Raw genomic sequence first — 12,703 nt, 5'->3', positions numbered from 1 at the left:
GTCGAGTTCCTGATCGGCGCAGAGCGCATCGCTCCTTCGGATCAGGCGGCAAATAATCCCACCGAGGCGCCGGGAGTTACCGTATAGCGCGATCGTCCGGGTCGGCTCGCCGATCGCGGGATGAACGCAGCGTGGGAAGGTGAAAGCGCGAGATGGCGACGAACATGGCGGGCAGTATCGTGTCGAAACGGCAATTGCGCGTGTCTCTGCTGCGCTGGATCGCGTTGACGGTTCCGGGCATGCTGTTGCTCGGATTCGGTGCCGCGCAGCTCGCGCCGCTCGGCAAGAACAACGTCTGGTACGCCGGGCTGGTCAAGCCCGCGTTCAACCCGCCGGACTGGGTTTTCCCGGTCGCCTGGTCGCTGCTGTACGCGATCCTCGGGGTAGCGCTCGCGCTGATCCTGAACGCGCGCGGGGCGCGGTTGCGGACGCCCGCGCTGATCGTGTTCTTCGGGCAGCTCGTTCTCAACCTGTCCTGGTCGCCGCTGTTTTTCGGCCTGCATCAAGTCGTGGTCGCGCTCGTGCTGGTCGGGCTGATGTTCGGTGTGACGTTGTTGATGACGATCCTGTTTTCGCAGGTTCGCGGGGTCGCGGCGGTGCTGCTGGTGCCCTATCTTGCCTGGCTGCTGTTCGCCGCGTATCTCAATTACGAGATTCTGGCGCTGAACCCGGGGGTGGAAACCCTTGCACCCGGTTCGACGACCACCCAAATTCTTGCTACATGAGTTCGATTGGATTTTTCGCAGATGCAAGCCGACAACAAAATCTTCGATGATTTCGCAAAATTCGTCAACGGCGCGGCGGGTACGCTGGCGGGCGTTGGCCGGGAAGCCGAGGCTGGCGCGCGTGCGCGGGCACGCGAGTGGATCGGCGGGCTCGACTTCGTGTCGCGCGACGAGTTCGAAGTCGTGAAAGCGATGGCGACCGCAGCACGGGACGAGGCCGATGCGCTGCGTGCAAGGCTTGATGCGCTGGAAGCCAAGGCGGCAGGCGCCCCTCCGGCTGCGCCGGCAAGCGGAGTCTGACCTCATCTTATCCACAGGAAATTCTCCGGGCATTCGCACCTATCGCTTGTGTCGCCGCGTCCCAGCGGCCACGCTTTTGGTCGTAGCGTGGACGGAGGGCTCGGAATGATATTGGACGAAGCCGATTTCGACCGCGACGACGCGGCACCGATCGATATGCTCGAGAGCTATTTCGCGGCGCACGGGTGGGATTACGAGCGGCAGGACGATGAGGTCATTGCCAAGGTCAAGGGCAGCTGGGCGCAATATGAATTGCGCGCGCTGTGGCGGGACGAGGACGGAGTCATCCAGTTTCTCGCTTTCCCCGACATCAAAGTCGCGGATGACAAACGCGCCGCGATGTACGAGGCGATCGGGCTGATCAACGAGCAGTTGTGGGTCGGCCATTTCGAATTGTGGTCGTCGAGCGGGATCTTGCTGTACCGCCATGCCGCGATGATCGATGGCGACGGCGGGACCTTGTCGCTTGGGTCTGCGGAGTTGATGGTGGAAAGCGCGATCGACGAGTGCGAGCGCTTCTATCCGGTGTTCCAGTTCATCCTGTGGGGTGGCAAGACCCCCAAGGAAGCACTGGCTGCCGCCATGACCGAAACCCAGGGCGAAGCCTGAGCGCGTGACGGATTTGCGCGGGTGCCGGATCTGGATGATCGGATGCGGCAATATGGGCGGCGGGATGCTGCGCCGCTGGATCGCGAGCGGTGTGGTGGCGGGTGGCGACGTCGATGTCGTCAACCGCGCGGACCGAAGCCTTCCCGATGGGGTGCGGCAGGCGCGTGATCTGCCCGACGGGCCGTTGCCCGATATCGTCATCCTCGCGATGAAGCCCCAGCAACTCGACGCCATCGCCGCGCGGTTCGCGTCGCGATTGACGGGGGCGGGGATGCTCGTTTCGATCCTTGCGGGGGTCGAGGAAGCCGCTTTGTCCGCGCGGTTCGACGTTGCGGCGATCGTGCGGGCGATGCCCAATCTTCCCGTCGCGATCGGCAAGGGCGTCGTCGCGCTCGACAGCGCCAGCGCATCTGCGACAGCAAAGACGCTGGTCGAGCAGCTGATGCAGCCGCTCGGCCTGGTCGAGTGGGTCGCGCCCGCCCAGTTCGATGCGGTGACGGCGTTGGCCGGGAGCGGGCCGGCGTTTCTCTACCGTTTCATTGAATCGCTGACGCTCGCAGGGGTCGCGCAGGGGCTCGACCGCGATCAGGCGGAACGGCTCGCGCTTGCGACCGTCGAAGGGGCGGGGCTTCTCGCCGCCGCGGCGGAGGTCGCGCCGGGGGCGCTCGCGGAGCAGGTGGCGAGCCCTGGGGGATCGACTCGTAAAGGGCTCGACGTGCTCGATGCCGATGATGCGCTAACGCTATTGCTGACCCGGACGATCGACGCGGCGACGCGGCGCAATGCGGAAATGGCCGCGACCGCCCGCACCTGACCGCGTGGCGCTATTCGTGCGGTCCCGACAGGCGAGTGAGACCCTCGTCGTCGATCATGCCTTCGAGCACCGACCAGAAGCCCGTCACCGCATTTTGCCCTGCGCGCGCATACGCTCGCGACCAGTGCTCGCGCAGCATCTGGAACAGCTCCCGTTCGAACGCCGTCCCCGTGTCGGACAATCGCAGCAGGCGCTGACGGCGGTCGCGTTCGCCCACGCGCGTTTCGACCAGCTCGCGGTCGACCAGTTCGTTGAGTACGCGGCCGAGCGATTGCTTGGTGATTCCCAGCAAGCTCAGCAGGGCACTGACCGTAAGATCCGGGTGCCGCGCGATAAAGTACATTGCGCGATGATGCGCGCGGCCCAGGCCCATTTCGGCCAGACGCGCTTCCGTCGTGCGCGCGAGCGTACTTTGGGCGAAGTAGAGCAATTCCATCCCGCGACGAATTTCATTCTCGCGGAGGAAGAGCGGCGAAGCAGAGGCGATTGCGGTTGCCATTGTTGACCGCGTTTGACGTGTCCCGTACACCCCTTCAACCCCCAAATTGTCGCAATATGTCGCAAGGATACCATGTCGCACACCGCCTCGCTCGCCAACGCTCCGCTTGCCGATCCGTCGGATGGCGGCGCGGTGCACTCTTCGCCGACGTTCGCGTTCGAACCGAATGCGAATCCGATCGCGGCGAACGAGCGTGCGGCGCAGCTCGTCAATCCCGGCTTCGGCCGGGTCTTCACCGATCACATGGTGACGATCCGCTACAGCGAGGCGGCGGGGTGGCATGACGCCAAGATCGTCGCGCGGGCGCCGTTCACGATGGATAGCGCCTCCGCTGTGCTGCATTACGCGCAGGAGATTTTCGAGGGGATGAAGGCGTATCGGCTGCCCGACGGCGGCGCCGCGCTGTTTCGCCCGACCGCCAATGCCGCGCGATTCCGGTCTTCGGCCGAACGCATGGCGATGGTGCCGCTGCCGGAAGAGCTCTTCGTCGAATCGGTCCGCGCGATCGTTCGCCAGGAAGCCGATTGGATCCCGGACATCGACGGCGGTGCGCTGTACCTCCGCCCGTTCATGATCGCGAGCGAGGTGTTCCTCGGGGTCAAACCCTCCGCCGAATATCTCTACGCAGTCATCGCCTCGTCGGTCGGCGCCTATTTCAAGGGCGGCGCTCCGGCGGTGACTCTTTGGGTGTCGCAGGATTACACGCGCGCCGCGCCGGGGGGCACCGGCGCGGCGAAGTGCGGCGGCAATTACGCCGCCAGCCTGATCGCGCAGGCCGAGGCGACCCGACAGGGGTGTGACCAGGTGCTGTTCCTCGACGCGGTCGAGCGCCGCTGGATCGAGGAACTGGGCGGCATGAACATCTTCTTCGTGTTCGACGACGGCACGCTGCAGACGCCGCCGCTGACCGGTACGATCCTGCCGGGCATCACCCGCGACTCGCTGATCACGCTGGCACGCGACATGGGGCTGACGGTGCGGGAGGAACCCTATGCGATCGACCAGTGCCGCGCGGACGCTGCGAGCGGCCGGCTGCGCGAGGCGTTCGCGTGTGGGACCGCGGCGGTGGTCACGCCGATCGGCACGATGAAGATGGTCGATGGCGCATTCGACATCGCGGACGGGGGCGCTGGCGAGACGACGAGCCGGTTGCGCCAGGCGCTGATCGACCTGCAACGCGGCGTCGCGCCCGACCCGCACGGGTGGCTCGAACGCGTTATCTGACGCGATCCGCATTTTTTCGGTTTGCATCGGGGCACGCGCAGCTTAAAGGCCTGCGCTCCCGGATTGGGGCGTCGCCAAGTGGTAAGGCAGCGGCTTTTGATGCCGCCATTCGCAGGTTCGAACCCTGCCGCCCCAGCCAGTTCCAATATATCGATTAAATGCGATTTTTTAGCAGGCTGGGTTGATAGTCTGTGGGGCAGGTTCGCGGGGCAGTTCTGTGGGGCCTTGGACAACCGTAGGTTGGACCGGGGATCGACACCCCACTTCCCACGTCGTTCCGATTAAAGGGACTCGGACCTTGACAGCGTGTCGGTGTACCGGCCCGCTCCTCGAATGTCGTTATGACATCCTTTTCGCGGGTTCGGTGCCCCGATCGTCGTTACGGCGGGCGGCAAGGGCCTCGGCACCATGGCGAAAGCCGCCCACTCGACTGGGGGGGGGGCGGCGCCTTCATTCCGTCGGCTAGGATGACTCGGGGCACCAACGGTAGCTCATAAACGCTTTGGACGCCGCAACCTCGTTTCGACTTTGCTCTGGCCGACGGCTTGAGCCTGACAGCGTGATTCCGGGGTCATCGCGCTTCGTTGTCCCGCATGGTCGAATGCCGTTCGGCCATCTATTCGTAGGATGGCTGGCGGCTCGGGTGACAATCCGACATGGAGAGCAAATTACTGTTCGCGCGGAGTACGCCCCCATGTTTTTCAAAGGTGTGCTTGGCATGGCGCTGGCCATGGCCGTCGGCGGCTGTACGAAATTCGACGTGGCAAAACCGGATGTGTCGCCTGACGGAACCATTGGGATCGCCGCCGGGATCGCGCCGAATGGTGCGTTCGAGGTTTCGATCAGGCATCGCGGCAAATCCCTGATCGATCCTTCGCCGGCCGGTATCCTGCTGGCGGATCACCCTTTCGGGGCGCTGGTCGAGACAGGACGGACCCGTTTGATCGCGGCACTCGGCTGCCCCGGCGAGCGGATCAGCGCGCGCGAGAAGGGCCCGCGCGGCCGCGCTGTCATTCTGGAAACAGCAGCGTGCGATGACGGGGCCGCGTTCAGGGTGATCGTCCCCGGACATCCGTCCGAGGGCGTTTGGCGTGTGACAGGGGAGTCGACCCGCTTTGTCACCGCCCGCAACGATGCCTGTCTGGGCGTTCGGCATGAGAAGTTCTTTAACAGCCACGAGGGCGACTACAAGCCCGTGCGCCTCCGCACGCTCAAGCATGACGATCTGTACGACCTCCCGCTGACCTGTGCCACCGGGCGAGAGGGGGAAACCTACGCACTCACCGAGAGCAACATCGAGAATTACGCGGCGGCCTATCTGACGGGAACGGTCTCTGGCAACGCTGTCTCGGTCCGCCTGACACCGCGGCCCGACGACGATCGGCTCGCCGTCGTCTTGCCTGCCGGGGAAAAGATCACGACGCCGTGGCGCATCGTGATGATCGCCGACCGGCCCGAGCGATTGGTCGAGAACCGTATGGTGCAGCGTCTCGCTGCGCCGTCCCGGATCGCTGACACTACCTGGATAATACCTGGCAAGGCCGCATGGGGGTGGTGGTCGGGTCTCCTTGCGCCGGATGTGCCCAATGCGGGCCACAACATGGCGACGTACCGACGCTATATCGATTTTGCCGGTCGCATGCGGCTTCGCTATTACGTCATTGACCAGGGGTGGGCGTCGAAGCCGTCCGGACCTGGTCAGCCGGCCGACGTCCTGACGCCGGCCGAGGGCATCAACGTACCCGAACTGGTCGAATATGCCCGTCGGCGCGGCGTGCGCATCTGGTTGTGGACCGACTGGACGTCGCTCGACGGGCGGATGGATGCCGTGCTCGCGTGCTGGCAGGGCTGGGGCGTTGCGGGGATGAAGGTCGACTTCATCTACCGGCAGGATCAGGCCGTTGTCGGGTTCTATCACCGACTGCTCGCCACCGCCGCCCGGCACCGCATCCTCGTCAACATGCACGCTGCGTTCGTCCCGCGCGGACTGGAGACGACCTATCCTAATTTCCTCACGCAGGAAGGGGCGATGGGCAACGAGTACAACCGCTGGAGCCGGAAGGTCACGGCGGGCTACGACGTCCGCGCCGCCTACACCCGCGCGACGATCGGACCGATGGACTATACGCCGGGCGGGTTCCGCAACGTGACACCCGCCGCGTTCTCGCCAAAGGCGCCCGCTCCGGAAGTGACGACGACGCGGGCGCATCAGCTCGCGCTGTTTGTACTCTATCCCAGCCCGCTGACCAGTTTGGCCGACGCGCCTGTCGCATACCGCAGTGCGGATGGACGCTGGGCGCCGGGCGTGGCCTTCATTCAGCAAGTCCCGACGACCTGGGACGAGACGCATGGGATTGCGGGAGCCATGGGCGAATGGATCGCCGTCGCGCGCCGCAACGGGGAACGCTGGTACGTCGGGGCCATTACCGACAGCACGGCGCGGACCGTTTCCCTCCCGCTCAATTTTCTCAAGAACGGACGCTGGAAGGTTCGTGCGTGGATTGATGGCAAGCCCCCCAGCGCGCTCGACGATCGGACCGGGAAGGTCCGCGCCGGGACTCAGCTGGGCGTTCCGATAGCGGCGAACGGGGGCGCCGCCCTCGTTTTCGAACGACCGTGACCCGGCATCGTTGCCACGTTGGCTGAGGGCCCGATGTCGATCGCATCGGGGGTGGCGCGTTTCGTTACGTCGCCGGGAAATCCGAGCTTTGCCGCGACGGTATCGTTCCAGCCATAGGGGGCGGTCCGCACTGCGATGTTGCCGGCGTTGTCGATAATCGCGTTGTGGTGCAGAAGCCGCACCGGGATCTCCCGCGGCAGATCGACGATGGTGTAATCGCGATGGCGCTGGCTGCGACACGCCTGCGGTTTCTGCAGGACCCGGCCCTTCGAAGGGTTCAGGGTTTCCCCGGTGTCAAGCGTCGCCGTCCATCCTCGATCAGCGTTGCACGGTATCGCGGCGCATTGGCGCAAGCTTCGCCAGGAAACGGTTCTGCGCCGGGAACGCGACGCCTTCCTTCCGCATCGCCGCCTGCAAGTCCTCGACCAGCGCACCCATGTCGGCTTGCTGCACGCCGAGGTTCTTGTGGGAATCCCGCATGGTCCGCCCGGTGTAGGTGCAGCCTCCGGCGAGGATGTAGCAGAACTGTTCCTTCAGCAGACGCCGCAGCCGGACGATGTCCTGGCCTTTGAAGATGTCGGCGATGCGGTTGTCCGCCACCAACCGGTTTACGAAGTCGTCGGTCATCCGATCTATCCCGACGCGCCCGTGAAACGCGCGGAGCATGGCGGATCCGCGGAACGGCGTCGCGCCGGCGTTGGTGTCGTGCTGCGCGTACGGCGCGACGGGGTCTTCGCCCGGTGGGATCGTCTGGGCGGCAGCGGCAAGCGCGAGAAGCAAGATCATCGTGGCACCATCCGCATGTCAGAAACGTCCCTGAAGCGACACAAGCGCGCCGCGTTGGCCGCGGACGGTCGCGATATCGCCGAGGTCGGTATAGGCGGCGGTCAGTGTAGCGTGGCGGTTGAACGACCACGCCGCGAAGCCGTCCCACGCATTCTGCTCCCGCGCGAAGCCGAGATTGTTCGGCTTGGTGCGATATTCGGCGCCGATCACCAGATTGCGAGTCAGCAGGCGGCCGATCGACCCTTCGAACTGGGGACGATACCGATCCTCGCGATCGCCCCCGAACCCCAGAAGGCCAAACTGGTTGGCCTTGGTGAACCGGACGGTCGCACCCAGCAGCACGCTTTTTGACAGGACCAGCTTGGTTGCGGCGGCATAGAAATCCATGCCGCGCTGCGCCTGTCCACCGACCGCGCGGATGACGGCGCCCTTGGTGGCGATCTTGTACTGCACACCGATCGCGATCTGCGGCAGCAACCGGTCCTGATCGTAGACGGCATCCCCGACAAGACGGAGTTTCGCCCCGACGATATGCTGCCCGAACGTGAAGCCGCGCCCCAGTCCAAGCGCCGCTCCGGCTGCGCGCGTGTCGAACGCCTGATGAGCGTAGGACAGCTCGACGCGATTGGAAAAGCCGATTGCGCCTCCGAAGCTGGTCAGGTCGAAGTTCGGGAGGGCGACATAGCTGGCATGCACGCTACCACCGATGCCGTCCTTGGTCTCGGCGCCGGAAATGACCGCCCAGGTCGCCAGCCCGCCGCCGGCAGACCCATCGACGGTGGACACGCCATCGGTCAGCAAAAGCTTGCCGCCCTGGCGTCGTTCACTCGCCCCAGCCGGTGTGGCGATGAGAAGCATGGCACCAAGCACCGATGCGATCAGGGATGCCAGAAAGGACGTCATGGAATACCGGCGCTCGGATTTGGGTCGGACCAGAATATGGCAGATTGCCGTGAGTTTTTCGTAAATGCGGCATTGAGGGTTTAGAAAGCGTTTGGCCCTAGAGTATCTCGATGCAACGCTCTCATGCCTGGATTGCGGCGCTTGCCGTCGCATGTGCTCCGTCCGCCGTTCACGCCGCCACGGTCACGATCGACGTGCGCGATGCAGCGGGCCAGCCGCTGCCCAATTCGGTCGTATTGATCGACAGTCCGAACAAACCCGCGGTCGCGATGAGATCCGCCGGATCGTACCAGATGGCGCAACAGAACATCATGTTCGCACCGCATATCCTGATCGTCCCGGTCGGCGCGAGTGTGACCTTTCCCAACCGCGATCGTGTCCGGCATCACGTCTATTCCTTCTCCGCAGCGAAGAAGTTCAACCTCAAGCTGTACGGCAAGGACGAAACGCGCAGTGTCGTGTTCGATAAGCCCGGGGTCGTTTCGCTCGGCTGCAACATTCATGATGCGATGAACGCGTTCATCTTCGTCGTCGATACGCCGTTTGCGATGACGACCGACGCACAAGGCCGGGTCACCATTCCGAACGTTCCCGCCGGTACCGTCACCGTGCGCGTGTGGAACCCGTTGATCCGGGCCAGCGGCAACATGCTGTCGCAAAGCTTGGCGGTTCCGGCGGCTGGGCTGTCCACCACCTATACCATCCGGAACAAATGATCTTGCGTCGCGCGCTGCGCCGGATCGTCAGGCGGTTGCGGTTTCGGAACCTCAGCACGCGGTTGTCGGTGCTGTATACCGCACTGTTCGCCGCCGCGCTGATCGTGGTCGCGGTGGTCGGTCAGATCATGATCCTCAACCACGCGAAAGACAGCGTTCGGGCCGAACTGGCGACGAGCGGCACCGTGTACGACCGGATCTGGGCGCTGCGCGCGAGCGCGCTGGCGAGTTCGGGCGACGTGCTGGCGCGCGATTTCGGGTTCCGCAGCGCGGTCGCGAGTGGCGACCGTGAAACGATTGCGTCGGCGGTCGGCAATCTGCGCGACCGCGCGGACGTACCGAACGCGTTCGTCGTCGATCAATCCGGCGACGTGATCGGCGACGGGCCGGCGGAGTTGCGCAGCATCGTGCGCGACTTGCCGACGAGCCTGTCCGGCGACCGGGCGGACGCAACCGTCATGACCGAGGGCGGCGCGTATCGCGTCCTGGCGTCCCCGATCCTCGCGCCGGTCAAGATCGGATCGGTGATCTTTGCCGTTCCGCTCGACGCCCGCGAGATCAGCGCGCTTCAGCGCCTGTCGGCAATCCCGCTTAACGCGACGATCCTCCACCGCGATCCGCGTGGCCACTGGATTGCGCGCGATGCGAGCGTTCCGGTGACGCCGGCGCTGGATACGATGATCGCGCACGGCAGTGGTGACGCGACGCCGACGACGCTCGACCTGCCCGGAGGCCGCGCGTTTGCGCTCGTGAAGCGCCTCAAGGGCCGCAACGGTATTCCGGAAGCGGTATTGCTGCTGAGCTATCCCCAAGCGCGCGCTTTGGCCTCCTATCGCGCGCTGCAACTCGGCATTGCGCTGGCCGGAGCCCTTGGGCTTGTCGTGGTGCTCGTCGGCAGCGGTCGCCTTGCCCAAAGTATCGCACGCCCGATCACGGCGCTGGATGCTGCCGCCAAGGCGCTGGAAGAAGGCGGAAGCGTGCAGGTCGCGGTGGCCAGTAGCGACGAGATCGGGCGGCTGGCGGAAAGCTTCAACCTGATGTCCGCGGGGATCAGTGAGCGCGAACATCGCATCGCGCATCTCGCTTTTCATGATTCGCTGACGGGCTTGCCCAATCGCACTCTGTTCCGCCAGCAACTCGAAGCGGACCTGACCCGCGCGGGGAAGATGAACCGCAAGGTCGTCGTCCTCTGTCTCGATCTCGACGGGTTCAAGGGCGTCAACGATACGCTCGGTCATCCGGTCGGGGATGCGCTGCTACGGCATTTCGGCGGCCTTCTGGCGACGCTGGCGGTCGATGGGTTGGTGTCGCGGCTGGGCGGCGACGAATTTGCGATCATCCTCGCCGACCCCGACGATGCGGACCGACCGCGCGCGCTGGCACAAGCGATCCTGGACAAACTCCGGCTGCCGATGCGCGTCGACGGGCACGAGATTCCGTGCGGGGTCAGCATCGGGATCGCTGTCAGCCCCGGCGACGGTGCCGATCCCGACACACTGCTCAAGAATGCCGACCTTGCGTTGTACCGCGCCAAGCGCGACGGTCGCGGGGTCTTCCGGTTCTTCGAACCCGCGCTCGATGCCGCGGCCCGCAAACGCCGTCAGCTCGAACTCGACTTGCGCGATGCCTTGCACACCGGGCAGTTTCGGCTGAATTTCCAGCCGATCTTCGATCTCAAGGCGGATCGTATCGGCGGGTTCGAAGCGCTGCTCCGCTGGGAGCATCCCGAACGCGGGGCGGTCGCTCCGATCGACTTCATTCCGGTCGCCGAGGAGAGCGGATTGATCGTCGCGATCGGCGAATGGGTCATGCTCGAAGCCTGCCGTCAGGCGGTGAACTGGCCGGCGCATGTGCGCGTCGCGGTGAACGTCTCGCCGCTGCAGTTCCGCTCGACTGGGTTTGCCAACATCGTCTTCCAGGCGCTGTCGAACAGCGGCCTGGCGCCCGAGCGGCTCGAGGTCGAAATTACGGAATCGGTCTTTCTGGAAGGCGAGGGCACCGTGGTGACACTGCTCCATCGGCTTCGGGCGATGGGCGTCCGCATTGCGCTCGACGATTTCGGGACTGGTTATTCGTCGCTGAGCTATCTGCGCAGTTTCCCGTTCGACAAGATCAAGATCGACAAATCTTTCGTCGATACGGTTGCGCGAGACGCCGGGTCGGCCGCGATCGTCCGCGCCATCCTCGATCTCGCCGATGCGCTGCACATGGATACGACCGCGGAAGGGGTGGAGGATCGCGACCAACTCGCGAAACTGCGCGGGCAGGGGTGTGGCAGCATCCAGGGCTATCTGTTCAGTCGGCCGATCGAAGCGGGAATGGTGGCAGGCATGATCGCCGAGCGCATGACGGCGGCCGCCTGAGCCGAACGGACGCCGCCAAAGTGTCTGTCTCGACCGAAAACGAACGGGCGAGCTGAAGCCCTTAATCTTTAAGCGGAGAGCAGCTGATTCCGCCCATTTTGCTTTGCACCGTAGAGCAGCCGATCGACGCTTTCGCAAAAGTCGCGCGCCTGTGCGTCCGCGCTCGGGATCACGGTGTTGACGCCGACGCTCGCAGTGACGAACGGGCTGCAATCCGAATCGTCGTGCGGAATGGCGAGCGCCTCGATCGCCTGACAGCTGTGGCGTGCGATCGTTAGCGCGGTCGCTTCGTCCGTGTCGGGAAGCAGCAGGACGAACTCCTCGCCGCCAAAGCGCGCAACGACGTCCTGCGCGCGGCCGATCTGCTTCAGCGCCGCAGCCACCCGGACGAGGCACTCGTCGCCTTGGACGTGGCCATAGCGATCGTTGAACCGCTTGAAATAATCGATGTCGAGCAGGATCATCGACAGCGGACGTTCGGTACGATGGGCATTGTCCCAATCGGCCTGAAACCGTTCATCGAAGCGGCGGCGGTTGGCGGTGCGGGTCAGGCCGTCCTCGAACGACAACGCCTCCAGCTTTTTCTGCATCTTGACGAGCTCCTGCTCGATCCGCTTGCGCTCGCTGATATCGAACATGAAGCCGATCAGGCTTTCGACATCGCCCGCCGCGTTGCGCACGACGTGGACGACGTCCCGGATCCACACGAACCCGCGGTCTCTGGTCAGCGCGCGATAATCGGCTTCGTGGTCGATCCCGGCGATCGACTGCGCGACGCAATAGTTGACGACATGCTCGCGGTCGTCCTCGTGCATCCGCGATGACCAGTCCTCGACCGAAATCCAGCTGTCCTGCGGCCAGCCGAGCAGCGTTTCGATCTGCGGGCCGATATAGGTGAAGCGCATCGTCGCCCAGTCGATCTTCCACGGGATCGCGCGCGTCGATTCAAGAAGCGTCCGGTAGACCGCTTTTTCGCCTCCAGGATCCATACTGGTGTCACTCGTGGGCACCGAGCCACTGTGCAGGGTCGCGGCGGGGGCGTCTTGGTGCGGCATGGAAGCTGATCCGTTCACGGAGTGGAGCAAGCTATCGAATATCGGCGATATTCCCTGGCGTACAGGATCGGCCGTTAAGACATCATGAT

Annotated in this window: 12 protein-coding genes and 1 tRNA gene; 9 read left to right on the top strand and 4 right to left on the bottom strand. The window is 64.6% G+C overall.

Annotation, left to right across the window (positions count from 1 at the left end; genetic code table 11):
- Positions 1-164 precede the first annotated feature (164 nt).
- The 4 genes from QBJ92_RS16280 to proC all read left to right on the top strand — a co-directional run bounded on the left by QBJ92_RS16280 (position 165) and on the right by proC (position 2,448).
- A complete protein-coding gene (locus QBJ92_RS16280) occupies positions 165-725 on the top strand; it encodes a TspO/MBR family protein (RefSeq protein WP_277970752.1) in 561 nt (186 codons plus the stop codon).
- A 21-nt stretch (positions 726-746) separates the two neighbouring features.
- Positions 747-1,025 carry an accessory factor UbiK family protein gene (locus QBJ92_RS16275; RefSeq protein WP_277970751.1) on the top strand — a complete coding sequence of 93 codons (279 nt, stop codon included), beginning with the start codon at positions 747-749 and terminating at the stop codon, positions 1,023-1,025.
- Between the two features lie 105 nt (positions 1,026-1,130).
- Positions 1,131-1,634, top strand: coding sequence for a YbjN domain-containing protein (locus tag QBJ92_RS16270; protein WP_277970750.1), 504 nt, complete (start codon positions 1,131-1,133; stop codon positions 1,632-1,634).
- A gap of 34 nt (positions 1,635-1,668) precedes the next feature.
- Positions 1,669-2,448 carry a pyrroline-5-carboxylate reductase gene (gene proC / locus QBJ92_RS16265; protein ID WP_277970755.1) on the top strand — a complete coding sequence of 260 codons (780 nt, stop codon included), beginning with the start codon at positions 1,669-1,671 and terminating at the stop codon, positions 2,446-2,448.
- A 10-nt stretch (positions 2,449-2,458) separates the two neighbouring features.
- On the opposite strand, the gene QBJ92_RS16260 is transcribed toward proC, so the two are convergent.
- A complete protein-coding gene (locus tag QBJ92_RS16260) occupies positions 2,459-2,947 on the bottom strand; it encodes a MarR family transcriptional regulator (protein WP_277970749.1) in 489 nt (162 codons plus the stop codon).
- 72 nt (positions 2,948-3,019) lie between these two features.
- Between QBJ92_RS16260 and QBJ92_RS16255 the strand changes: the two genes are divergently transcribed.
- The 3 genes from QBJ92_RS16255 to QBJ92_RS16245 all read left to right on the top strand — a co-directional run bounded on the left by QBJ92_RS16255 (position 3,020) and on the right by QBJ92_RS16245 (position 6,791).
- Positions 3,020-4,171 (top strand): branched-chain amino acid aminotransferase, encoded by a 1,152-nt coding sequence (locus QBJ92_RS16255; protein ID WP_277970748.1) that lies wholly within the window; start codon positions 3,020-3,022, stop codon positions 4,169-4,171.
- A 64-nt stretch (positions 4,172-4,235) separates the two neighbouring features.
- Positions 4,236-4,310 (top strand) — tRNA-Gln (locus tag QBJ92_RS16250).
- Between the two features lie 555 nt (positions 4,311-4,865).
- Positions 4,866-6,791 (top strand): glycoside hydrolase family 97 protein, encoded by a 1,926-nt coding sequence (locus tag QBJ92_RS16245; protein ID WP_277970747.1) that lies wholly within the window; start codon positions 4,866-4,868, stop codon positions 6,789-6,791.
- A 318-nt stretch (positions 6,792-7,109) separates the two neighbouring features.
- On the opposite strand, the gene QBJ92_RS16240 is transcribed toward QBJ92_RS16245, so the two are convergent.
- Complete coding sequence (locus QBJ92_RS16240; protein WP_277970746.1) at positions 7,110-7,577, bottom strand: group I truncated hemoglobin; 468 nt, start codon at positions 7,575-7,577, stop codon at positions 7,110-7,112.
- Between the two features lie 18 nt (positions 7,578-7,595).
- Positions 7,596-8,480, bottom strand: coding sequence for a DUF3034 family protein (locus QBJ92_RS16235; protein WP_277970745.1), 885 nt, complete (start codon positions 8,478-8,480; stop codon positions 7,596-7,598).
- A gap of 110 nt (positions 8,481-8,590) precedes the next feature.
- Between QBJ92_RS16235 and QBJ92_RS16230 the strand changes: the two genes are divergently transcribed.
- Together QBJ92_RS16230 and QBJ92_RS16225 are read left to right on the top strand one after the other, a co-directional pair.
- Positions 8,591-9,196 (top strand): methylamine utilization protein, encoded by a 606-nt coding sequence (locus QBJ92_RS16230; protein WP_277970744.1) that lies wholly within the window; start codon positions 8,591-8,593, stop codon positions 9,194-9,196.
- Positions 9,193-11,559: a putative bifunctional diguanylate cyclase/phosphodiesterase gene (locus QBJ92_RS16225; RefSeq protein ID WP_277970743.1), complete on the top strand. Its 2,367-nt coding sequence runs from the start codon at positions 9,193-9,195 to the stop codon at positions 11,557-11,559. Before QBJ92_RS16230 ends, QBJ92_RS16225 begins: the two co-directional genes overlap by 4 nt.
- Before the next feature lie 68 nt (positions 11,560-11,627).
- Here QBJ92_RS16225 and QBJ92_RS16220 read toward each other — a convergent pair whose 3' ends face one another.
- Positions 11,628-12,614: a GGDEF domain-containing protein gene (locus QBJ92_RS16220; protein WP_277970742.1), complete on the bottom strand. Its 987-nt coding sequence runs from the start codon at positions 12,612-12,614 to the stop codon at positions 11,628-11,630.
- Between the last annotated feature and the right edge of the window lie 89 nt (positions 12,615-12,703).

It is taken from the genome of Sphingomonas echinoides (assembly GCF_029623395.1).
Lineage (GTDB): Bacteria > Pseudomonadota > Alphaproteobacteria > Sphingomonadales > Sphingomonadaceae > Sphingomonas > Sphingomonas echinoides_A.
Note: the sequence above shows the minus strand (reverse complement) of the source record. Positions and strands in the feature narration are given on the sequence as shown.